Annotated in this window: 16 protein-coding genes and 1 rRNA gene; 10 read left to right on the forward strand and 7 right to left on the reverse strand. The window is 63.8% G+C overall.

Features of this window, described 5'->3' with window-relative positions:
• Positions 1-76 precede the first annotated feature (76 nt).
• From BJG93_RS15405 to BJG93_RS15415, 3 genes are all read right to left on the reverse strand, one after another.
• Positions 77-1,609, reverse strand: a 16S ribosomal RNA gene (locus BJG93_RS15405).
• A 353-nt stretch (positions 1,610-1,962) separates the two neighbouring features.
• Positions 1,963-3,243 carry an SGNH/GDSL hydrolase family protein gene (locus tag BJG93_RS15410; protein WP_027199097.1) on the reverse strand — a complete coding sequence of 427 codons (1,281 nt, stop codon included), beginning with the start codon at positions 3,241-3,243 and terminating at the stop codon, positions 1,963-1,965.
• A 123-nt stretch (positions 3,244-3,366) separates the two neighbouring features.
• Positions 3,367-4,989 (reverse strand): NAD(P)/FAD-dependent oxidoreductase, encoded by a 1,623-nt coding sequence (locus tag BJG93_RS15415; protein ID WP_027199098.1) that lies wholly within the window; start codon positions 4,987-4,989, stop codon positions 3,367-3,369.
• A gap of 249 nt (positions 4,990-5,238) precedes the next feature.
• On the opposite strand from BJG93_RS15415, the gene paaA reads away from it, so the two are divergent.
• From paaA to BJG93_RS15455, 8 genes are all read left to right on the forward strand, one after another.
• Entirely contained in the window at positions 5,239-6,240 is a 1,002-nt protein-coding gene (gene paaA / locus BJG93_RS15420) for a 1,2-phenylacetyl-CoA epoxidase subunit PaaA (RefSeq protein WP_027199099.1), read from the forward strand.
• Entirely contained in the window at positions 6,230-6,565 is a 336-nt protein-coding gene (gene paaB / locus BJG93_RS15425) for a 1,2-phenylacetyl-CoA epoxidase subunit PaaB (RefSeq protein ID WP_322786958.1), read from the forward strand. Before paaA ends, paaB begins: the two co-directional genes overlap by 11 nt.
• A gap of 8 nt (positions 6,566-6,573) precedes the next feature.
• On the forward strand, positions 6,574-7,386 hold the full coding sequence (paaC, locus tag BJG93_RS15430; protein WP_027199101.1) for a 1,2-phenylacetyl-CoA epoxidase subunit PaaC: 813 nt from the start codon (positions 6,574-6,576) through the stop codon (positions 7,384-7,386).
• Positions 7,387-7,393: 7 nt separating this feature from the next.
• Positions 7,394-7,966, forward strand: coding sequence for a 1,2-phenylacetyl-CoA epoxidase subunit PaaD (paaD, locus tag BJG93_RS15435; RefSeq protein ID WP_027199102.1), 573 nt, complete (start codon positions 7,394-7,396; stop codon positions 7,964-7,966).
• Between the two features lies 1 nt (position 7,967).
• Positions 7,968-9,056 (forward strand): 1,2-phenylacetyl-CoA epoxidase subunit PaaE, encoded by a 1,089-nt coding sequence (gene paaE, locus BJG93_RS15440; protein WP_027199103.1) that lies wholly within the window; start codon positions 7,968-7,970, stop codon positions 9,054-9,056.
• A 175-nt stretch (positions 9,057-9,231) separates the two neighbouring features.
• A complete protein-coding gene (locus tag BJG93_RS15445; protein WP_071336576.1) occupies positions 9,232-10,047 on the forward strand; it encodes a DUF1835 domain-containing protein in 816 nt (271 codons plus the stop codon).
• Between the two features lie 17 nt (positions 10,048-10,064).
• Positions 10,065-10,676, forward strand: a complete 612-nt coding sequence (locus BJG93_RS15450) for a TetR/AcrR family transcriptional regulator (RefSeq protein WP_027199716.1) — start codon at positions 10,065-10,067, stop codon at positions 10,674-10,676.
• Between the two features lie 277 nt (positions 10,677-10,953).
• Complete coding sequence (locus BJG93_RS15455) at positions 10,954-11,622, forward strand: GNAT family N-acetyltransferase (RefSeq protein WP_027199104.1); 669 nt, start codon at positions 10,954-10,956, stop codon at positions 11,620-11,622.
• Positions 11,623-11,719: 97 nt separating this feature from the next.
• Here BJG93_RS15455 and BJG93_RS15460 read toward each other — a convergent pair whose 3' ends face one another.
• Entirely contained in the window at positions 11,720-12,217 is a 498-nt protein-coding gene (locus BJG93_RS15460; protein WP_027199105.1) for an Lrp/AsnC family transcriptional regulator, read from the reverse strand.
• Positions 12,218-12,406: 189 nt separating this feature from the next.
• Between BJG93_RS15460 and hppD the strand changes: the two genes are divergently transcribed.
• Positions 12,407-13,504: a 4-hydroxyphenylpyruvate dioxygenase gene (hppD, locus tag BJG93_RS15465; protein WP_027199106.1), complete on the forward strand. Its 1,098-nt coding sequence runs from the start codon at positions 12,407-12,409 to the stop codon at positions 13,502-13,504.
• 137 nt (positions 13,505-13,641) lie between these two features.
• Here hppD and BJG93_RS15470 read toward each other — a convergent pair whose 3' ends face one another.
• Positions 13,642-13,842 (reverse strand): hypothetical protein, encoded by a 201-nt coding sequence (locus tag BJG93_RS15470; protein ID WP_027199107.1) that lies wholly within the window; start codon positions 13,840-13,842, stop codon positions 13,642-13,644.
• A 386-nt stretch (positions 13,843-14,228) separates the two neighbouring features.
• On the opposite strand from BJG93_RS15470, the gene BJG93_RS15475 reads away from it, so the two are divergent.
• On the forward strand, positions 14,229-17,825 hold the full coding sequence (locus tag BJG93_RS15475; RefSeq protein ID WP_027199108.1) for an indolepyruvate ferredoxin oxidoreductase family protein: 3,597 nt from the start codon (positions 14,229-14,231) through the stop codon (positions 17,823-17,825).
• A gap of 162 nt (positions 17,826-17,987) precedes the next feature.
• Here BJG93_RS15475 and BJG93_RS15480 read toward each other — a convergent pair whose 3' ends face one another.
• Both BJG93_RS15480 and BJG93_RS15485 read right to left on the reverse strand, forming a co-directional pair.
• Complete coding sequence (locus tag BJG93_RS15480; RefSeq protein WP_027199109.1) at positions 17,988-20,270, reverse strand: NADP-dependent malic enzyme; 2,283 nt, start codon at positions 20,268-20,270, stop codon at positions 17,988-17,990.
• Positions 20,271-20,562: 292 nt separating this feature from the next.
• On the reverse strand, positions 20,563-21,807 hold the full coding sequence (locus tag BJG93_RS15485) for an MFS transporter (RefSeq protein ID WP_027199110.1): 1,245 nt from the start codon (positions 21,805-21,807) through the stop codon (positions 20,563-20,565).
• Positions 21,808-21,976: the final 169 nt, after the last annotated feature.

Genomic DNA, 21,976 nt, shown 5'->3' on the forward strand with positions numbered 1-21,976 from the left:
CTGAGCCTGTCTGCGTTGCTTTCTTAACCACAGCCGATAAGCGTGAGCACTTGACGCGAGCAATGCTCGACTCTGGAAAGGAGGTGATCCAGCCGCACCTTCCGATACGGCTACCTTGTTACGACTTCACCCCAGTCATGAATCCTACCGTGGTGACCGTCCTCCTTGCGGTTAGACTAGCCACTTCTGGTAAAACCCACTCCCATGGTGTGACGGGCGGTGTGTACAAGACCCGGGAACGTATTCACCGCGGCATGCTGATCCGCGATTACTAGCGATTCCAGCTTCACGCACCCGAGTTGCAGAGTGCGATCCGGACTACGATCGGTTTTCTGGGATTGGCTCCACCTCGCGGCTTGGCAACCCTCTGTTCCGACCATTGTATGACGTGTGAAGCCCTACCCATAAGGGCCATGAGGACTTGACGTCATCCCCACCTTCCTCCGGTTTGTCACCGGCAGTCTCCCTGGAGTGCTCTTGCGTAGCAACTAGGGACAAGGGTTGCGCTCGTTGCGGGACTTAACCCAACATCTCACGACACGAGCTGACGACAGCCATGCAGCACCTGTGTTATGGCTCCCTTTCGGGCACTCCCGGCTCTCACCAGGATTCCATACATGTCAAGGGTAGGTAAGGTTTTTCGCGTTGCATCGAATTAATCCACATCATCCACCGCTTGTGCGGGTCCCCGTCAATTCCTTTGAGTTTTAATCTTGCGACCGTACTCCCCAGGCGGTCAACTTCACGCGTTAGCTTCGTTACCAAGCCAATGAAGGCCCGACAACCAGTTGACATCGTTTAGGGCGTGGACTACCAGGGTATCTAATCCTGTTTGCTCCCCACGCTTTCGTGCATGAGCGTCAGTATTGGCCCAGGGGGCTGCCTTCGCCATCGGTGTTCCTCCACATCTCTACGCATTTCACTGCTACACGTGGAATTCCACCCCCCTCTGCCATACTCCAGCGCTGCAGTCACCAATGCAGTTCCCAGGTTAAGCCCGGGGATTTCACATCGGTCTTACAGCACCGCCTGCGCACGCTTTACGCCCAGTAATTCCGATTAACGCTCGCACCCTACGTATTACCGCGGCTGCTGGCACGTAGTTAGCCGGTGCTTATTCTTCCGGTACCGTCATCCACCCCCGGTATTAACAGGGATGCTTTCTTTCCGGACAAAAGTGCTTTACAACCCGAAGGCCTTCTTCACACACGCGGCATTGCTGGATCAGGGTTGCCCCCATTGTCCAAAATTCCCCACTGCTGCCTCCCGTAGGAGTCTGGGCCGTGTCTCAGTCCCAGTGTGGCTGGTCGTCCTCTCAGACCAGCTACAGATCGTCGGCTTGGTAGGCCTTTACCCCACCAACTACCTAATCTGCCATCGGCCGCCCCTTGAGCGCGAGGTCCCGAAAGATCCCCCGCTTTCCTCTCCCGAGCGTATGCGGTATTAATCCGGCTTTCGCCGGGCTATCCCCCACTCCAGGACACGTTCCGATGTATTACTCACCCGTTCGCCACTCGCCACCAGGGTTGCCCCCGTGCTGCCGTCCGACTTGCATGTGTAAGGCATGCCGCCAGCGTTCAATCTGAGCCAGGATCAAACTCTTCAGTTCAAACCTGTTACTGTTTTCGGTCCATCTCTGAACCGGTCGCTCACTCAACGTACTGACGATGATCAATCCGTCTTCCGACAGATCAACCTTCCTCTGATACTGTGTGAGGCTTCTTGATACTTCTGCCTGACAGCAGATTCCGCAGAACCCGCCATCGCATTGCGCATCAAGCGCCCACACTTATCGGCTGTTAGTTTTTAAAGATCGGTCCGCCCAACCCGCCGCACCGGCATGACAGCTACCCGGCACCGCCTCGTCTGGCGTCGCTGCATCAGCAGCAGAGAGGCAAGATTATGGAGGCTCTTTTTCACTTCGTCAACACCGGTTTTCGCTTTCGCCTAAAAAATTGCGACTTACTTCCCAACCGCGTTCACCACAGCGTCCATCGGAACAGCATCGGCCATAGCCGCGTAGCCCGCATCGCTCGGATGAATGTGATCGCCGCTGTCAAAAGCGCGCTGCAGACGGTCCGGCTGCGTCCTGTCCCGCAGCGCCGCGTCGAAGTCGACCACCCCATCGAAAGCATGACTGGTCCGAATCCAGTGATTAACGGCGAGTCTGACGTTTTCCCGCTCTGCCGGTAGCGACGCCGGCGTCAGCGTCGCGCCGAATACCTTGACGCCATTTCGCCGTGCGGCGGCGATGAGTCGCTGATAACCGGCGATCAGATCTGCGGCCGTGACCGACGTATGCGGAAAGTCGCAGTCGAGGCCGCCATGAGGCGGCATTGCGGCAAAGTTGATGTCGTTGATGCCAATCAGCACGATCGCCGCCTTGACGCCCGGACGTCGCAAAACGTCACGGTCGAAGCGGCTCGCGAGCGCGTCGCCGTAGCAAGGGGAGTCGCTCAAGAGCCGGTTGCCGCTGATGCCGAGATTCACGATCGCAGTCGACTGCGCGCCGCTTACCGCCAGCCGCCGAGCCAGCGCATCCGGCCAGCGACGGTTCTGGTTCAGACTCGAGCGCATACCGTCGGTGATCGAGTCGCCGATCGCACCCACGGCCGCCGACGGCGCGGCCGCCTCCACCGACAAGCCCGTAATCCATACGTATTGCGTGAAGCGGCCGTGAAACGCCGCAGCGGACGAGTCGGCCGTGTGATTGCCGGGCCCCGACACATAATTCACCTGGTTCGATACGCGGTGCCACGCGACGATTCGCTGCTCCGGCCCCACAAAGGCGCTGAGCGCATAAGGCAAGCCTTCGACGATGTCGATAACGATCGGATCGCTGTCCAGCTCCCCGCCGGGCGGAACAGCAACCGCGTCCCTGCCGCCAAACGTCACACGGTTCCCGGCGCCCTCGACCGCCGCCGCCCCGCCGGCCGAGCGCGCGATGCGAAGTTCGTCGATGACGAGGGGCGCCTTGCCGTATGCATTGCTCAGATGAAGGCGCGCCGTCTTCCCGGACAACGTCGGATAAACGATTTGCCGAACCGTGCGCCCGGCGACTTCCGGCGCGCGATACAGCGGCGGCAAGTCTGTCCGCTGCGGAATCGGTTGCAGCGCGGTCGTCCACACCGCGACCCAATGCTCGGGCGTTCCGGCAGCGAACGCGCTCGAGGAAACAACCAACGGAAGAAATTGGGCAAGCAGCGCCGCGCCGCATGCGGCAAACCAGGTGCGAATAGTCATGCGGTGGATCGGTTCGAGGCGAAACGCGCATTGTGCCCGAACGCCGAGGTAATCGTCGGCAACCGTCGGTAACCGCAGACGCGTCGCTTCACCCCGACGCTCGGCGGCTGCGCCCGCTGAAGATTACGCCGTTTGCTGGCCCATGATCCTAAGCGCGACCGCTTCGGCGACCTCGATTCCGTCGATCGCCGCCGAGTAGATCCCACCCGCGTACCCCGCACCCTCGCCCGCCGGATACAGCCCTTTGGTGTTGACACTCTGGTAATCGTCGCCACGACGCACGCGTACCGGCGACGACGTTCGCGTTTCGACCCCTGTCAGCACTGCATCATGCATCGCGAAGCCGGCGATTTTTTTCTCCATCTGCGGCAGCGCTTCGCGAATCGCCTCGATCACATAGTCGGGCAGCGCGGTGCTGAGATCGGTTGGCCGTACGCCCGGCTTGTACGACGGCACCACCGAGCCGAGTGACGTGGACGGCCGCCCCGCGATGAAGTCGCCGACCAACTGCCCCGGCGCCATGTAATTACCGCCGCCAAGCTCGAACGCCCGCTCCTCCCACTTGCGCTGGAACGCGATGCCGGCGAGCGGCCCGCCCGGGTAGTCGTCCGGCGTAATGCCGACCACGATGCCCGCGTTCGCGTTGCGCTCGGCGCGCGAGTACTGGCTCATGCCGTTCGTGACGACGCGCCCCGGCTCCGACGTGGCGGCCACCACGGTACCGCCCGGACACATACAGAAGCTGTACACCGCGCGCCCGTTGCTGCAGTGGTGCACGACCTTATAGTCGGCTGCGCCGAGCTGTTTGTGACCGGCAAATTTCCCGAAACGGCTGCGATCGATCACACCTTGCGGATGCTCGATCCGGAAGCCGAGCGAAAACGGCTTCGCCTCGACGTACACGCCGCGGTCGAACAGCATATGGAAAGTGTCACGCGCGCTATGGCCGACCGCCAGCACCACGTGATCGCAGCGCAGCGCCTCGCCGGTCGACAGCTTCAGCCCGCGCACCTGACCGTCGTCGATATCGATGTCCTCGACGCGCGTTTCGAAACGCACCTCGCCGCCCAGCTCGTGGATGCTCGCGCGCATCTTCTCGACCATGCTGACGAGGCGGAACGTGCCGATATGCGGCCGGCTCAGGTACAGGATGTCCTCCGGCGCACCCGCCCGTACGAATTCGTCGAGCACTTTGCGGCCGTAGTGTTTCGGGTCCTTGATCTGGCTGTAGAGCTTGCCATCCGAAAACGTCCCCGCGCCGCCCTCGCCGAATTGCACGTTCGATTCGGGATTCAGCACTGATTTGCGCCACAGGCCAAATGTATCCTTGGTGCGTTCGCGCACGGCTTTGCCGCGCTCGACGATGATCGGCCGGAAGCCCATCTGCGCGAGGAGCAGGCCCGCAAATAGGCCGCACGGCCCCATGCCGATCACGACCGGACGCGGCGTGCCCAGCTGCGCAGGGGCACGCGCGACGAACTTGTAGCTCATGTCAGGCGTCACGCCGCAATGCGGCACGTCGGCGAGCCGCTTCAGCGCAGCCGCTTCGTCGTTGATCTCGGCATCGACGATGTAGGTGAGCTTGATGTCGGCGCGCTTGCGCGCGTCGTGCGCGCGGCGAAACACGGTGTATCGGATGAGCCCGTCCGGCGCCACGCCGAGTTCCGCGAGGCGCGCTCGGATGGCGGCTTCGAGGGCACTGTCGGGATGATCGAGCGGGAGTTTGATTTCGCTTAGACGTAGCATGAGTACCGGAGACGCAAGTGGGCCGCAATTCGCGGCCAATTCGCGATTTTACCGGGGTAAGCGTCGAAGCGGGGTTGGCGGCCGGTCACGAACCGCCGACGCATCGAAACCCGGGCGAACCACCAGCCCGTTTCGATGCCCCTGAGCGACTCTGTCGATCCCAACAGTGGCCCGCAAAAACTCTATTAACCGACCGGTCGGTTGGTTTATACTACGCCGACACGTACCACTCCCTCAGAGAGCGTCCTCATGTACACGCAATCCCTCGATATCCCCGCCAACAACGTCGCCGCGCCCGACGCGGACGTGAATTCGCCCGAACAGGCGCGCTTCGACGCGGTCATGGCCGCCGACGCCAAGATCGAGCCGCAGGACTGGATGCCCGACGCGTACCGCAAAACGCTGGTCCGGCAGATCTCGCAGCATGCGCACTCGGAAATCGTCGGCATGCTGCCCGAGGGCAACTGGATCACGCGCGCGCCGAGCCTCAAGCGCAAGGCGATCCTGCTCGCCAAGGTGCAGGACGAAGCGGGCCACGGGCTCTATCTGTACAGCGCCGCCGAAACGCTCGGCGTCTCGCGCGACCAGCTGATCGACGCGCTGCATGCGGGCAGGGCCAAGTATTCGAGCATCTTCAACTACCCGACGCCCACCTGGGCCGACGTCGGCGTGATCGGCTGGCTCGTCGACGGCGCGGCGATCATGAACCAGATCCCGCTGTGCCGCTGCACGTACGGGCCGTACGCCCGCGCGATGATCCGCATCTGCAAGGAAGAGTCGTTCCATCAGCGCCAGGGATTCGACGCGCTGCTCGCGATGATGGCCGGCACCGACGCACAGCGCGAGCTGGTCCAGCAGGCGGTGAACCGCTGGTGGTGGCCGGTGCTGATGATGTTCGGCCCGAGCGACAGGGATTCGGTCCACAGCAACCAGTCGGCGCAATGGGGCATCAAGCGCATCACCAACGACGACCTGCGCCAGAAATTCGTCGACGCGACCGTCGGGCAGGCGAAGGTGCTCGGCGTCACGCTGCCCGATGCGGACCTGAAATGGAACGAGGCGCGTGGCCACTACGACTACGGCGACATCGACTGGGAAGAGTTCTGGCGCGTCGTGAACGGGGACGGCCCGTGCAATCGCGAGCGCCTCGCGACCCGCGTTAAGGCCCACGAAGCCGGCGCCTGGGTGCGCGATGCCGCGCTCGCCCATGCCGGCAAACAGCGCCAGCGCGCGCAACAGCATGCCGCCTGAGCGGCACCGCACATCCAGGGAATCAGGAAGGAGATCAGCAATGAACAAGGAATGGCCGATTTGGGAAGTGTTCGTGCGCAGCAGGCAGGGACTCGACCATAAACACTGCGGCAGTCTGCACGCCGCGGACGCGCCGATGGCGCTGCGCATGGCGCGCGACGTCTACACGCGCCGCCAGGAAGGCGTCAGCATCTGGGTGGTGCCGTCCGCGGCGATCACGGCCTCCGCGCCGGAGCAGAAGGCCGAGCTGTTCGAACCGGCGGGCGACAAGATCTATCGCCACCCGACGTTCTACACGCTCCCCGACGAAGTCAACCACATGTAAGCGCGGCCATGACCACTACGTCCACTACGCCCCAACATCTGCAGTACGTGCTGCGCCTTGCCGATACCGCGCTGATTCTCGGTCAGCGCAACAGCGAGTGGTGCGGCCACGGCCCGATCCTCGAAGAGGACATCGCGCTGTCGAACATGAGCCTCGATCTGATCGGCCAGGCGCGGCTGCTGTACACGCACGCGGCCGCGCTCGAAGCCCAGCTAACCGGCCGTCAGCGCACCGAGGACGACTACGCGTACTTCCGCACCGAGCGCGAATTCGCCAACTACACGCTCGCCGAGCTGCCGCATTACGGGCCGCTGGCCGGCACCGCACAGGCCGAGAAGGACTACGCGGTCACGATCGTGCGCAACTTCCTGTACGCAATGCTGATGAGGCATCTGTGGCGCGCGCTGACCGGCTCCGCCGACGCGCAACTCGCCGCGATCGCCGCGAAATCGCTCAAGGAGACGCAGTACCACGCGCATCACGCGAGCGAGTGGCTGATCCGTTTCGGCGACGGCACCGACGCGTCGCACCGTCGCGCGCAGGCCGCGCTCGACTACCTGATGCCGTACACGTACGAGTTCTTCAGCGCCGACGCGGTGGAAGACGCGGTCGCCGCGGCCGGCATCGGCCCGCGCACCGCCGCCCTGGAAGCCGCGTGGCTCGACGACGTGCGCGCCACGCTCGACGAAGCCACGCTGACGCTGCCCGCGGCGCTCCGGCACGTGAGCACGGGCAAGCACGGCGAGCATTCCGAGCACATGGGTTTCGTGCTCGCCGATATGCAGAGCCTCGCGCGCCAGCATCCGGGCGCCAGCTGGTGAGCCCGCGATGACGACGACCTCGAGCTCGGGCGCCGCGCAGCCCGCGAACCTGTCCGACGCCACGCTCGCGCGCGCCTGGCACGTGCTCGAAGCGGTCCCCGACCCGGAGATCCCAGTGGTATCGATCCGCGAGCTCGGCATCCTGCGCGACGTGCGACGCTCCGCGGACGGCGCGCTGGAAGTCCTGATCACGCCGACCTACTCGGGCTGCCCGGCGATGTCGCAGATTGCCGAAGACATCGGCCATGCGCTCGCGGCCGCGCAGCTCACGCCTTATCGCGTCGCCACCGTACTCGCGCCGGCGTGGACCACCGACTGGATCACCGCCGGCGCCCGCGACAAGCTGCGCGCCTATGGCATCGCACCGCCGACGGGCAACTGCGGCTCGGCCGCCCACGCGCCCGCGGCGCCGCCGGAGACAGTCCTGCGCTTCGTCCCGCGCGCGCTACCCGCGCCGGCCTGTCCGCGCTGCGGCTCCGCGCACACCGAGCGGCTCGCGCAGTTCGGCTCGACCGCCTGCAAGGCTCTGTATCGCTGTCTGGACTGCCGCGAACCCTTCGACTACTTCAAACCGTACTGATATGGCCACCCCGCAATTCCATCCGCTGCGTATCCGCGAAGTGCGCCCCGAAACCGCCGATGCGGTCTCGGTCGCCTTCGAAGTCCCGCCCGAACTGCGCGAGCACTATCGCTTCACGCAAGGCCAGTTCGTTACGCTGAAGACGCATATCGACGGTCAGGAAACGCGCCGCTCGTATTCGATCTGCGTGGGCGTCACTGACTACGATCGCGACGGCGAGTTGCGCATCGGCATCAAGCGCGTGCGCGGCGGGCGCTTCTCGAACTTCGCGTTCGACACACTGCAGCCGGGCCACACGATCGACGTGATGACGCCGGACGGCCGTTTCTTTACGCACCTGAACGCTGCACAAGGCAAGCAGTACCTCGCGTTCTCGGGCGGCTCGGGCATCACGCCGGTGCTCGCGATCATCCGGACCACGCTCGAAGTCGAGCCGCGCAGCACGTTTACGCTGGTGTACGGCAACCGCAGCGTCGACCAGATCATGTTCGCCGAGGAGCTCGAGGACCTGAAGAACCGCTTCATGAACCGCTTCGTGCTGTATCACGTGCTGTCGGACGATCTGCAGGACGTCGAGCTGTTCAACGGCGTGCTCGACCAGCCCAAATGCGCGGCGTTTATCGACCAGCTGCTGCCGGCCGACGCGATCGACGAGGCGTTCATCTGCGGCCCGGCACCGATGATGGACGCCGCCGAGGCCGCGCTGAGGGCCGCCGGCGTGGCGCCTGCGAAGATCCACGTCGAGCGCTTCGGCACGCCGCTGCCGCAGGCGGGCGTGCCGCCCGTCGAAATCACCGCGGACACGCCCGCGGCGGAGCTCGAAATCGTGCTGGACGGCAAGCGACGCAAGCTGCGGCTGCCCTATCAGGGCGTGAGCGTGCTCGACGTCGGGCTGCGCGCGGGCCTTTCGCTGCCGTATGCGTGCAAGGGCGGCGTGTGCTGCACCTGTCGCGCGAAGGTGCTCGAGGGCGAGGTGAAGATGGAAAAGAACTACACGCTCGAAGAACACGAGGTCCGCGACGGGTTCGTGCTGACCTGTCAGTGTCATCCGGTTAGCGACAAGGTCGTCGTGAGTTACGACGAACGCTGAGTCGAGGACTGACGCGGCCCGCGTGCGGACTGGCTTCGCGTGACGACCGCCGGCGCTTTCGGCCGCTTCGCGATCCGCTTACACTAGGGGCCGCTCATCGATCGGGACATCGGTTTCCGGTCGGCGAGCGGCCTCTTTTCGTTACTGCTGCTGGCGTCACTGCAAGCCCTTGCCCATGAGCACGATTCACCTCACCAACGGCGACGTCGCCGCCGAGTCGCTGCGCACCGCGCTAGCCCAGGCGAGCCGCGACGATCGCGTAGAGCCGTTGCGGGACGATCTGGCGGTGGGCCCGTTACGCGGCGTCGACGACGCCCCGCACATGCGCGCCGGCTTCTGGGAACGCGTCAGCGCCGACACGCAACGCGACTTCGTGCGCGAATTCCGCGAACAGGCCGCGGTGCTCCAGGCCCTGGCAAGCAGCAGCGCGAATCTCGTGGTTTGGCACGGCGAAAGCGCGTCCGATCAGCTGATGCTGCGCCGAGTCTGCTACCTCGTGCGCAACAGCCCGCAGCGTTTGAACGAAGTGCGTCTGTCGATTTCCGACCTGACCGATCCGCAAGCGTGGGCGCATGCCCGCAAGGATCGCGCGACATCGATCGGCATGTTTGCGCCGGAGGTGCTGCAGACCCACCTGCCGGACGCCGCGCCGATTCCCGTGCTACGCATCAGTCGGCTCGCGCTCGAATGGCAGCAGGTGAAGCAAGCGAACGGCGAGACGCGGCGCTGGCGCGACAACACCTTCACGAGCAGCAGCTTTGCCGAACTCGACGCACTGATCCTCGAACGCGCAACCGACGGGTGGCAGCCCGCCGCGCGCGTCGCCGCCAGTGTCATGGCCGCCGAGCTGTGGTTTCTCGTCAGCGACAGCATCGTGCTGTGGCGCATGCGCGAACTCGCGGCGCTGCGGCGTATCCGCCTGCGCGGCGACGCGAACGAATGGCGCTCGCTCGAACTGCGCGCGGCGCCAGCCCCGTGCTCACTTCAATAAGACAAGAACAGACCAATATGGCCCGTACCCGAGCCCCCGACCACGAAACCCAACGCGAGCAGATTCTCGAACTGGCTGCGGCGAAGTTCGCGCAGACCAGCTATCCGAGCACGTCGATGGCCGATCTCGCCGCGGCGAGCGGCACCTCCAAGGCGCGCCTCTACCACTATTACGAGAGCAAGGAAGCGATCCTGTTCGACCTGCTCGATCGCTACACGAAGCGACTGATGCTGATCATCGCCGAGGTGGAGGGCTCGAGCCAGCGGCGCGAGCTGAGCGAGCGCGAAACCTTCGCGGAACTGATCCGCGCGTTTCTGTCCGAGTACGAGACCTCGCACAGCCGGCACGTCGCGCTACTAAACGACGTCAAATATCTGGTCGATTCGCAGCGCGAGATCATTCTGAACCGCCAGCGCGACGTGGTCGCGGCGTTCGCGCGGCAACTCGCGCGCGCCTATCCCGAACGCGCGACGCGCGACAACCAGACCGCACTGACCATGATGGTATTCGGCATGATCAACTGGACCTTCACATGGCTCAAGCCGGACGGCCGCATGGGCTATCGCGAATTCGCCGAGCAGGTGGTCGGCATGGTCGAGCATGGTCTTGGAACGACGCCGGCCAAGTGAGGCGACGGTTGGAACGCTGCCACTCGGGCATGGAATGACGCAAAGCAACAACATCCCGCGGCGAAGGATCAGCATACGGAATGCATGTGGCATCTTGTCACGAACGTGCGTTCACTTCTAGTTTATCTTTAAAATCAATGACTTGCATTTGTGACTTCAGCGTTCCAGGCATTCGCCTCGGTTTTTGATACGGGTTTTCCCTAGTGAGTGGCTTGGGTTTCCGCTAAAATCGATTTTGCGGTGCACAACACCGCCTGATTAAAAGGAGAACCCGACCATGAACACGCTGACCCATCGCACCACCGAGCCGATCGCGCCGAGCGATCGCTCGTCGCTGCCTACCGGACGCGCGCACGTTCTGGTTCGTGAGCTCACCGCGGTAGATCGCGAACGCCTGCTCACGCATTTCCTCGCGCTTGACGAAGAAGACCGCTTGCTGCGCTTCGGCCAGGTCGTGCCGAACCACGTAATCGAAAACTACGTGCGCGCGATCGACTTCACGCGCGACACCGTGTTCGGCGTGTTCAACAGCAAGCTGGAACTGAGCGGCGTGGGCCATCTGGCCTATCTGCCGGCCGAAGGCAACACGCGCACCGCCGAATTCGGCGTCTCGGTGCTCGAAAGCGCGCGCGGCCAGGGCATCGGCTCGAAGCTGTTCGAGCGCGCTGCGATCCGCAGCCGCAACGCGCATGTGACGATGCTGTACATCCACTGCCTGTCGCGCAATTCGACCATGGTGCACATCGCCAAAAAGGCCGGCATGAAGATCGAGTACGCGTACGGCGAAGCCGACGCCTATTTGACGCTGTCGCCGGCCGATCAGTCGAGCATTCTCACCGAAATGCTGCAGGAGCAGGCCGCCGTGTTCGACTACGCGCTCAAGCGCCACGCACGCCAGGCATCGCGACTGTTCGAGTCGTTCATGCCGGTGGCTGTCGCTGCCTGACGAATCGCTACGGGGTAAAAATGGGGCGGCCGCAAGGTCGCCCTTTTTTCTATCCGGAAGCAAACGAATACCGCTCGCAAGATTTGCGCGCGCGGGCCTACAAAATCGGCAGCGCTGTGGTTTCCTTGATCTTTTCCAGCGAGAAGCTCGATTTGACGTCGATGACCGACGGATGCCGCAGCAACTGATCCTGCACAAAGCGCGAAAAGTGCGCCATGTCTTCCACCTGAACGCGCAACAGGTAATCCATCTCACCAGTCATCGCGTGACACGCGACCACTTCGGGCCACGTCTGCACCGCCGCACCGAACAGATCGGCGTGCGTGGCCTCGCCATGCGGACTGAACGCGCGACCGCCGCCTTTCTCCAGTCGCACGCTGACATACGCGAGCAGATCGAGCCCGAGACGTTGCGCGTCGAGCAGCGCGACATAGCCGCGAATCACGCCGTTCTCTTCGAGCCTGCGAATCCGCCGCAGGCACGGACTCGGTGACAAATTGATCCGCTCCGCTATCTCCTGATTCGAGAGCCGGCCGTTTTCCTGAAGAATCGCCAGAATGCGCCGATCGATCGCGTCAATCTCGTTATTAGCCATGTTCTGCCATGCATCGTTCAAATGAAGCCATAAACTGGCTCAAGCGTAGCGACGCGCGATTAACTTCGCAAGTTTTTGCGGCCATCGCGGTTCTACACTGGCTCTATCCGGTCGCGCTCAGCCGACCGTCCCGCGCGCTCACCGCCCGCGCACTTCGGCAACCCTCTTGCATGGGATTGGAGACAGACAATGCAGGTTTCAACTTGGGAAAACCCGGTCGGCACCGACGGCTTCGAATTTATCGAATACACGGCGCCGGACCCGAAAGCGCTCGGCAAGCTGTTCGAGCGGATGGGCTTCACAGCCGTCGCGCGGCATCGTCATAAGGACGTGACGCTGTATCGTCAGGGCGACATCAATTTCATCGTCAACGCGGAGAAAGATTCATTCGCGCAGCGCTTCGCGCGCTTGCACGGACCGTCGATCTGCGCGATCGCGTTTCGCGTGCAGGACGCCGCGAAGGCCTATCGCCAGGCGCTCGAAAAAGGCGCGTGGGGTTTCGACAACAAGACTGGCCCGATGGAGCTGAACATCCCGGCGATCAAGGGCATCGGCGATTCGCTGATCTATTTCGTCGACCGCTGGCGCGGCAAGAACGGCGCGACGCCTAACAGCATCGGCGACATCGACATTTACGACGTCGACTTCGAGCCGATTCCGGGCGCGAACCCCAATCCGGTCGGCCACGGCCTCACCTATATCGATCACCTGACGCACAACGTCCATCGCGGCCGCATGCAGGAATGGGCCGAGTTCTACGAGCGCCTGTTCAACTTTCGCGAGGTGCGCTACTTCGACATCGAGGGCAAAGTGACCGGCGTGAAGTCGAAGGCGATGACTTCGCCGTGCGGCAAGATCCGCATTCCGATCAACGAGGAAGGCTCGGACACGGCCGGCCAGATCCAGGAATATCTCGACGCGTATCACGGTGAAGGCATCCAGCACATCGCGCTCGGCACCAGCGACATTTACCGCACCGTCGACGGCCTGCGTGCGTCGGACATTTCGCTGCTCGACACGATCGACACGTACTACGAACTCGTCGACCGGCGCGTGCCGAACCATGGCGAGCCGCTCGAGGAACTGCGCAGGCGCAAGATCCTGATCGACGGCGCGCCGGATGATCTGCTGCTGCAGATCTTCACCGAAAATCAGATCGGCCCGATCTTCTTCGAGATCATTCAGCGCAAGGGCAACCAGGGCTTCGGCGAAGGCAACTTCAAGGCGCTGTTCGAATCGATCGAGCTGGACCAGATTCGCCGCGGCGTCGTGCAGGACAAGACCTGATCACGGTGAGTCGCGGGTAGTCGGCGCGCAGAAGAAAAAAGGGCGAGGATCGCAGGATCCTCGCCCTTTTACCTTCCCCGGCCGCCGCGCTCGTCGACACGGCGGCCGGTCTTATAAGACGCGCGCGATACGGCGCGTCACGAATTCTGCCTGTACTCGTCGCTGACGAGCGCAGCGTCGACCCGACTCGTTCCCGGACGCGCCGGCGCTACCTGCGCCGTACGGACGATCGCGTTCGACAATGCCCCCGTGCTGCCCGGATTCGAGCGCACCGGCGCGCTCATCGCAAAGAAAGCGGCGGAGACCATCAGGAAGGTCTGGATGTTTCTTGTGTTCATGCGTACTCCTTTTCTAACTGCCCTGCTGTCCTGAAGCTGCGCAGAATGCACAGCGTTCGGCATCGCTCGCAGGTCGGGGTTAGACAGTGGTTTTCACTGCGGTTCCGCGAATTCGTAGCTTTTACAGCTTGTTACATGCGGGAGGGCAACTTAGGCAGTCCGACGACAAATGCGCGCCAACTGCTGACAATCCGCGGACAACTGCCCGCTAACCCGGCTGGAATCAGACCGCATACGGGCGATTTTTGAGCCGCTGCGGCGGGTTTCCACCAGTGCTACCATCACTTAAAACCCGTCAATATGACGACCCCGGCCCCAGCATTCACGAGATGCCGGGGGCCAGAAAAGTTTTGGTGATCCCAAGCTGGAGTGGAGGAGTACACATAATGAATGCCCCGCTAGACGCAGGCCAGCGAGCCTCGCTCGAAGCCGCGTTGTCTTCCGTCACGCTCGACGACAAATACACCCTCGATCGCGGCCGCGCGTACATGAGCGGTATCCAGGCGCTGGTGCGTCTGCCGATGCTGCAGCAGGAACGCGACCGCGCCGCCGGACTCAACACCGCCGGCTTCATCTCCGGCTACCGCGGGTCGCCGCTCGGCGGACTCGACCAGTCGCTGTGGAAAGCGCAAAAGCATCTGTCCGCGCATCAGGTCGTGTTTCAACCCGGCGTCAACGAAGACCTTGCGGCCACCGCCGTATGGGGCTCACAGCAGGTCAATCTGTACCCGAGCGCCAAATACGACGGCGTTTTCTCGATGTGGTACGGCAAGGGCCCTGGCGTCGACCGTTCCGGTGACGTCTTCAAGCACGGCAACTCGGCCGGCTCGTCGCGGCACGGCGGCGTTCTCGTGCTCGCCGGCGACGATCACGCGGCCAAATCCTCTACGCTCGCGCACCAGTCGGAACACATCTTCAAGGCGTGCGGGCTGCCGGTGCTGTTTCCGTCGAACGTGCAGGAATATCTGGACTTCGGCCTGCACGGCTGGGCAATGAGCCGCTACTCCGGCCTATGGGTCGCGATGAAGTGCGTGACCGACGTGGTCGAATCGTCCGCGTCGGTCGACATCGACCCACACCGCACCAGCATCATCCTGCCGGAAGACTTCGCGATGCCCGACGGCGGGCTGAACATTCGCTGGCCCGATCCGCCGCTCGTGCAGGAAGCGCGTCTGCTCGACTACAAGTGGTACGCGGGCCTCGCCTACGTGCGCGCGAACAAACTCGACCGCGTCGAAATCGATTCGCCGCATGCGCGCTTCGGCATCATGACCGGCGGCAAGGCCTATCTCGACGTGCGTCAGGCGCTGACCGACCTCGGTCTCGACGACGAAACCTGTTCGCGCATCGGCATCCGGCTGTATAAGGTCGGCTGCGTGTGGCCGCTCGAAGCGCAAGGCGCGCAGGCCTTCGCGCGCGGTCTCGACGAAATTCTCGTGGTCGAGGAAAAGCGCCAGATCCTGGAATACGCGATCAAGGAAGAGCTGTACAACTGGCCCGACGCGCAGCGCCCGCGCGTGTTCGGCAAGTTCGACGAAAAAGACGGCGCCGGCGGCGAATGGTCGGTGCCGATGGGCAACTGGCTGCTGCCCGCGCACTACGAGCTGTCGCCCGCGATCATCGCGAAGGCCATCGCCACACGGCTCGACAAGTTCGATCTGCCATCGGACGTGCGCGCGCGCATCGCCGCGCGCATCGCGGTGATCGAGGCGAAGGAAAAGGCGCTCGCGCGGCCGCGCGTCGAAGTCGAGCGCAAGCCCTGGTTCTGCTCCGGCTGTCCGCACAACACCTCGACCAACGTGCCGGAAGGCTCGCGCGCGATGGCCGGCATCGGCTGTCATTACATGACTGTCTGGATGGACCGCAGCACCAGCACGTTCAGCCAGATGGGCGGTGAAGGCGTTGCGTGGATCGGCCAGGCACCGTTCACGAACGACAAGCACGTGTTCGCCAATCTCGGCGACGGCACCTACTTCCACTCGGGGCTGCTCGCGATTCGCGCGGCGATCGCGTCGAAGGCGAACATCACCTACAAGCTGCTCTACAACGACGCGGTCGCGATGACGGGCGGCCAGCCGGTCGACGGCGTGCTGACCGTCCCGCAGATCACCCATCAGCTCGCCGCCGAAGGCGCGGCGAAAATCGTCATCGTCACCGATGAGCCGGAGAAGTACGCGGCGAACGTCGGCCTCGCGCCCGGCATCGACGTTCATCACCGCGACCAACTCGACGACGTGCAGCGCCAGTTGCGCGAGATTCCCGGCACCACGATCCTGATCTACGACCAGACCTGCGCAACCGAAAAGCGCCGTCGCAGGAAGCGCGGCGCGTATCCCGATCCGGCGCGGCGTGTCGTGATCAACGAAGCGGTATGCGAAGGCTGCGGCGACTGCTCGGTGAAATCGAACTGCCTGTCGGTCGAACCGCTCGACACCGAGTACGGCACCAAGCGTCAGATCAATCAGTCGACCTGCAATAAGGACTTCTCGTGCGTGAACGGCTTCTGCCCGAGCTTCGTCTCGGTTGAAGGCGGCCAGTTGCGCAAGCCGAAGGCCGCCTCGGGCGCCGGCGCCGACATGCCGCCGGTGCCGGACCCCGAGTTGCCGTCCATCGATCGTCCCTACGGCGTGCTGGTGACGGGCGTCGGCGGCACCGGCGTCGTCACGATCGGGGCGCTGCTCGGCATGGCCGCGCATCTCGAGAACAAGGGCGTCACCGTGCTCGACGTCACCGGCCTCGCGCAGAAAGGCGGCGCCGTGATGAGCCACGTGCAGATCGCGAACCGTCCTGCCGACATCCATGCGACCCGCATCGCGATGGGCGAAGCGAGCCTCGTGATCGGCTGCGACGCGATCGTGACCGCGAGCGACGAATGCGTGTCGCGCATGCAGGCCGATCGCACGCGTGTCGTGCTGAACAGCGCGCATACGCCGACGGCCGAGTTGATCAAGAACCCGAACTGGCGCTTCCCCGGCAGCAGCACCGAAGCCGACGTGCGTGCCGCAGCCGGTGACGAGAACGTCTCGACAGTCGACGCGAATCACTTCGCGCTCGCGCTGCTCGGCGACGCGATCTACACGAACCCGTTCGTGCTCGGCTACGCGTGGCAGCGCGGCTGGGTGCCGCTCACGCACGAGTCGCTGATTCGCGCGATCGAGCTGAACAATGTGCAGGTGGAGAAAAACCGCGCGGCGTTCGAATGGGGCCGGCGTGCCGCGCATGATCTGGCCGCGGTGCGCAAGCTCGCGCAATCGCAGGGACGCGGCGACCCGGCGGACAGCGCGAGCGGCAAGATCATCGCGCTGCATACACCGAAGGCGCTCGACACGCTGATCGACAAACGCGCCGACTATCTGAGCGCGTGGCAGAACCGTGCGTATGCCGAGCGTTATCGCGCGCTGGTGTCGCAGGTGCGGGCCGCGGAAGAAGCGCTCGATTCCGCCGACGGTCAGATGCCGCTCACCGAAGCGGTCGCGAAGAACCTGCACAAGCTGATGGCGTACAAGGACGAATACGAAGTCGCGCGTCTCTATAGCGACCCGGCCTTCATCGAAAAGCTGAACGCGACGTTCGAAGGCGACTGGAAGCTGCATCTGCATCTCGCGCCGCCGACGCTATCGAAGAAGGACGCGCACGGCCATCTGGTGAAGAAGAAGTACGGTCCGTGGATGTTCCGCGCGATGCATGTGCTCGCGAAGCTCAAGTTCCTGCGCGGCACCGCGTTCGACGTATTCGGCAGCACCGACGAGCGTCGCACCGAGCGCGCGCTGATCGGCGAATATGAGGCATTGGTGCGCGAGCTGATCGGCGGCCTGACTACACAAAAGCGCGATCTTGCGGTCGAGATCGCGAATTTGCCCGACGGCATTCGCGGTTATGGGCACGTGAAGGAAAACAACCTGAAAGGCGTGCGGATCAAGTGGAACGAGCTGCTCGCGCGTTGGCGCTCGCCGGACGCGGGCAAGACGCAGCACGCGGCTTGATCGACTCTCGCGGCTGAACTGGAAAGGGCGGCGGTCTTCGCGGACCGCCGCTTTTTTTGGGGCATGAAAAAAGCGCTACGGAGCCGGCGTGCCGTAGCGCTTTAGACGAAGTGGTCGAGAACGGGTGACTACCGCGCCCGCCTCAACCTCGAGCGAAGCAACTTACTTCTGGTTCACCGACTTGCGCGCGTTCGCCGAAGCGACCGCCGTCATATTGATGATCCGGCGCACGGTCGCCGCCGGCGTCAGGATGTGCACCGGTTTTTCGGCGCCGAGCAGGAACGGACCGACCGTCACACCCTCACCGCCCACGACCTTCAGCAGGTTGTACGCGATGTTCGCCGCTTCGACGTTCGGCATGATCAGCAGATTCGCTTCGCCGGCGAGCGTCGTGCCCGGGAACGCGGCCTTGCGGATCGTCTCCGACAGCGCCGCGTCGCCGTGCATTTCACCGTCGATTTCCAGCGACGGCGCGCGTTCCGCGATCAACTTGCGTGCCGCGGCCATGCGCTGCGACGACGACGACGGCGCGCTGCCGAAGTTCGAGTTCGACAACAACGCGACCTTTGGCGTGATGCCGAATTTCTCGATTTCGCGCGCGGCGAGCATCGTCATGTCGGCGAGCTGCTCGGCGCTCGGCACTTCGTTCACGTACGTGTCGCAGATGAACAGATTGCGGCCCGGCAGCATCAGCAGGTTCATCGCGGCGAAGTTCTCGACGTCGTCGGCCTTGCCGAGCACCTGCTCGATAAAGTTCAGGTGCGAGTGATACTGGCCGATCATGCCGCAGATCATGCCGTCCGCTTCGCCGAGGCGCACGAGGATCGCGCCGATCAGCGTGTTGAACTTGCGCATCGCGGCCTTCGCGACGTCCGGCGTCACGCCTTCGCGCGCGCCGAGTTCGTGATAGGCCTGACAGCATTGGTGATAACGCGGATCGTCTTCCGGATCGACGATCTCGAAGTCTTCACCGCTCTTGAGCTTCGAGCCCATTTTCTTCAGACGCATCTCGATCACCGACGGACGGCCGACCAGAATCGGCTTGGCGATTTTTTCGAGCAGCACGAACTGCGCGGCGCGCAGCACGCGCTCGTCTTCGCCTTCCGCGAACACGACGCGCGCCGGGGCCGACTTCGCCGCCGCGAACACCGGACGCATCACCATGCCCGAACGATAGACGGTCGCGCCGAGATGTTCGCGGTAGGCGTCCATGTCCTGGATCGGGCGGGTCGCGACGCCCGAATCCATCGCGGCCTGTGCGACGGCCGGCGCGATCTTGATGATCAGACGCGGATCGAACGGCTTCGGAATCAGGTATTCGGGACCGAATTCGAGCGAGTGGCCTTCGTAGGCCTTCGCGACTTCGTCACCCTGGTCGGTTTCCTCGGCCAGCTCGGCGATCGCGCGCACGCACGCGAGCTTCATTTCTTCGGTGATCGTCGTGGCACCGACGTCGAGCGCGCCGCGGAAAATGAACGGGAAGCACAGCACGTTGTTGACCTGGTTCGGATAGTCCGAACGGCCCGTCGCGATGATGCAGTCCGGGCGCACCTTGCGCGCTTCCTCAGGACGGATTTCCGGCTCGGGGTTCGCGAGCGCGAGAATCAGCGGCTGCGAGCCCATTTCGGCGACCATTTCCGGCTTCAGCACGCCGGCGCTCGAGCAGCCGAGGAACACATCGGCGCCATGGATCGCGTCGGCGAGCGAGCGCGCGTCGGTATTGACCGCGTAGCGCTCCTTCGACGCATCGAGGTTGCCGCGCCCTTCGTAGATCACGCCCTTCGAATCAGTGACGAGAATGTTCTGCTTCGACAGACCGAGATTGACGAGCAGGTCCAGACACGCAATCGCCGCCGCGCCCGCGCCGGAACAGACCAGCTTCACTTCGTCGAGCTTCTTGCCGACCACTTTGAGGCCGTTCAGGATCGCCGCCGACGCGATGATCGCGGTGCCGTGCTGGTCGTCGTGAAAAACTGGAATCTTCATACGCTCGCGCAGCTTCTTCTCGATGTAGAAGCACTCGGGCGCCTTGATGTCTTCGAGGTTGATGCCGCCCAGCGTCGGCTCGAGCATCGCGATCGCCTCGACGAGCTTGTCTGGGTCGGATTCGTTGAGCTCGATGTCGAATACGTCGATGTCCGCGAACTTCTTGAACAGACAGCCCTTGCCTTCCATCACCGGCTTGGCGGCAAGCGGGCCGATATTGCCGAGGCCGAGCACCGCAGTGCCGTTCGTGATCACGCCGACGAGGTTGCCGCGCGACGTGTACTTCTGCGCGTCGAGCGGTTCTTCGTAAATCGCCATGCAGGCCGCGGCCACACCCGGTGAATACGCGAGCGACAGATCGAGCTGGTTGGACAGCGGCTTGGTGGGCGTCACCGAAATCTTGCCAGGTTTCGGATTCTGGTGATATGCGAGAGCGCTTTGCTTGAGTTGTTCGTCCATTTCTAGGCCTGCGAGACGTAAGTGATTGGGCCCGGCGATCCACACCGTTGCAGCGCATTCATCTGTCGGACGGCTAGTCGACCGAGGCGGTTTTCGCACGCGCCCGGTCAGGCGCGACGGCATACCTCGACAATGACGGGACGATGTGGAGTGCTTCGCGGGTCGATCAGTGTACACCCCGGACGTGTGGATGCACTGAGTGGTTAACAGCACTCACCATCAGCGAAACAGTTGCTGCGGATGCTGCGTCGCGGCAGCCCGACCCTGCGGCGCATGGTCCGGGTATTCGCGGTCAGTCAAGCTCGGCGCCGCGTCGCTCGGGAATCAGAAACAGCGTCGCGAAGATGTCGAGAAGGTAAATCGACGCCAGCAGCGCGAGCGCAGCGGCGAACGAGTAGCGCACCGCCAGCGCACCCACGACGACCGGACCCAAGCCGCCCACCGCGCGGCCCGCGTTGAACAGTACGTTTTGCGCGGTGGCGCGCGCATCGGTGGGATAGAGCTCGGAAATCAGCGCCCCGTAGCCGCCGATCATGCCGTTCACGAACACGCCCATCGCCGCGCCGCCGATCAGCAGCGCCATCGGCGTCGTCAGTTGCGCATACACCAACACCATGACGACTGCGCCCGCTTGGTAGAACAGGAACGTCGGCTTGCGGCCGAAGCGGTCGGCCGCGATGCCGAATAGCCAGATGCCGGCCGACATGCCGAGAATCGTCGCCGCGGTCCACAGCCCCGATTGGGTCAGCGAATAGCCGAAGGTCTTCGACAAATAGCTCGGCAGCCAGATCATCAGCCCGTAATAGCCGAAGTTCTGCACCGAGCACAGGATCATGACGCCGAGGCTCGCGCGCGTCGTGCGCGCATCGACGAACAGCAGTTTCAGCGGCAGCTTGCGCATGCGGCGCCCGACCCGTTCGTTGAAAAGCGCCGGCTCCTCGACGCGGCGTCGCACCAGGAACGACACCACCGCCGGCAGCAGCCCGAGCGCGAACATGCCGCGCCAGCCGATCACCGGCAACAGCAGCGGTGTCAACAACGCGGCCGCCAGCACGCCAAGCTGCCAGCCAAGCCCGACATACGACGAGACCCGCGCACGCTGCGACGCCGGCCACGCTTCGGCGACCAGCGTCATACCGATGCCGAATTCGCCGCCCAGCCCGATGCCGGCGACGGTTCGATAGATCAGCAGATCGGTGTAGCCTTGCGCGAGCGCACACAGTCCGGTGAACAGCGCGAAGATCAGTATCGTCCACGTCAGCATGCGCACGCGCCCGAAATAATCGCTGAGCACGCCGAACAGCACGCCGCCCGCCACTGCGCCGATTAGCGTCCATGTGACGAGCGCGCCGGCCTGCGACGAGCTCAGATGCAGGTCGGCGGCGATCGCCGGCAGCATGAAGCCGAGGATCAACAGATCGAAGCCGTCCATCGCGTAGCCGAGCACCGAGGCGAGCAGCGCGCGGCCCGCGTAGCCCGGTTTGACGGCGCGGCGAGTATCGGTGGCGCAGCCGGCGGCGGGTGGAGCGGCGTTCATTGAAAGCATTCCGTAGGTCTGAAGGCGGCTGCGCGGGCAGTCGGCCGGGAAAGTCGCGTGAGTGTAAAGGCGGCCTCGTCCGGTCACAAGTTGATGCGCGCGCCGAAGCACCCGCCGGCTCCGCCGCCGCATACGACGGCCTCCTCGGCGCGACCCATTTCAGGTAAAA

The sequence above is a fragment of the Paraburkholderia sprentiae WSM5005 genome (genome assembly GCF_001865575.2).
GTDB lineage: Bacteria > Pseudomonadota > Gammaproteobacteria > Burkholderiales > Burkholderiaceae > Paraburkholderia > Paraburkholderia sprentiae.

Coding starts and splice junctions, on each gene's coding strand:
- BJG93_RS15410 (WP_027199097.1), bottom strand. CDS start 3,243: ATGACTATTCGCACCTGGTTTGCCGCATGCGGCGCGGCGCTGCTTGCC.
- BJG93_RS15415 (WP_027199098.1), bottom strand. CDS start 4,989: ATGCTACGTCTAAGCGAAATCAAACTCCCGCTCGATCATCCCGACAGT.
- paaA (WP_027199099.1), top strand. CDS start 5,239: ATGTACACGCAATCCCTCGATATCCCCGCCAACAACGTCGCCGCGCCC.
- paaB (WP_322786958.1), top strand. CDS start 6,230: ATGCCGCCTGAGCGGCACCGCACATCCAGGGAATCAGGAAGGAGATCA.
- paaC (WP_027199101.1), top strand. CDS start 6,574: ATGACCACTACGTCCACTACGCCCCAACATCTGCAGTACGTGCTGCGC.
- paaD (WP_027199102.1), top strand. CDS start 7,394: ATGACGACGACCTCGAGCTCGGGCGCCGCGCAGCCCGCGAACCTGTCC.
- paaE (WP_027199103.1), top strand. CDS start 7,968: ATGGCCACCCCGCAATTCCATCCGCTGCGTATCCGCGAAGTGCGCCCC.
- BJG93_RS15445 (WP_071336576.1), top strand. CDS start 9,232: ATGAGCACGATTCACCTCACCAACGGCGACGTCGCCGCCGAGTCGCTG.
- BJG93_RS15450 (WP_027199716.1), top strand. CDS start 10,065: ATGGCCCGTACCCGAGCCCCCGACCACGAAACCCAACGCGAGCAGATT.
- BJG93_RS15455 (WP_027199104.1), top strand. CDS start 10,954: ATGAACACGCTGACCCATCGCACCACCGAGCCGATCGCGCCGAGCGAT.
- BJG93_RS15460 (WP_027199105.1), bottom strand. CDS start 12,217: ATGGCTAATAACGAGATTGACGCGATCGATCGGCGCATTCTGGCGATT.
- hppD (WP_027199106.1), top strand. CDS start 12,407: ATGCAGGTTTCAACTTGGGAAAACCCGGTCGGCACCGACGGCTTCGAA.
- BJG93_RS15470 (WP_027199107.1), bottom strand. CDS start 13,842: ATGAACACAAGAAACATCCAGACCTTCCTGATGGTCTCCGCCGCTTTC.
- BJG93_RS15475 (WP_027199108.1), top strand. CDS start 14,229: ATGAATGCCCCGCTAGACGCAGGCCAGCGAGCCTCGCTCGAAGCCGCG.
- BJG93_RS15480 (WP_027199109.1), bottom strand. CDS start 20,270: ATGGACGAACAACTCAAGCAAAGCGCTCTCGCATATCACCAGAATCCG.
- BJG93_RS15485 (WP_027199110.1), bottom strand. CDS start 21,807: ATGAACGCCGCTCCACCCGCCGCCGGCTGCGCCACCGATACTCGCCGC.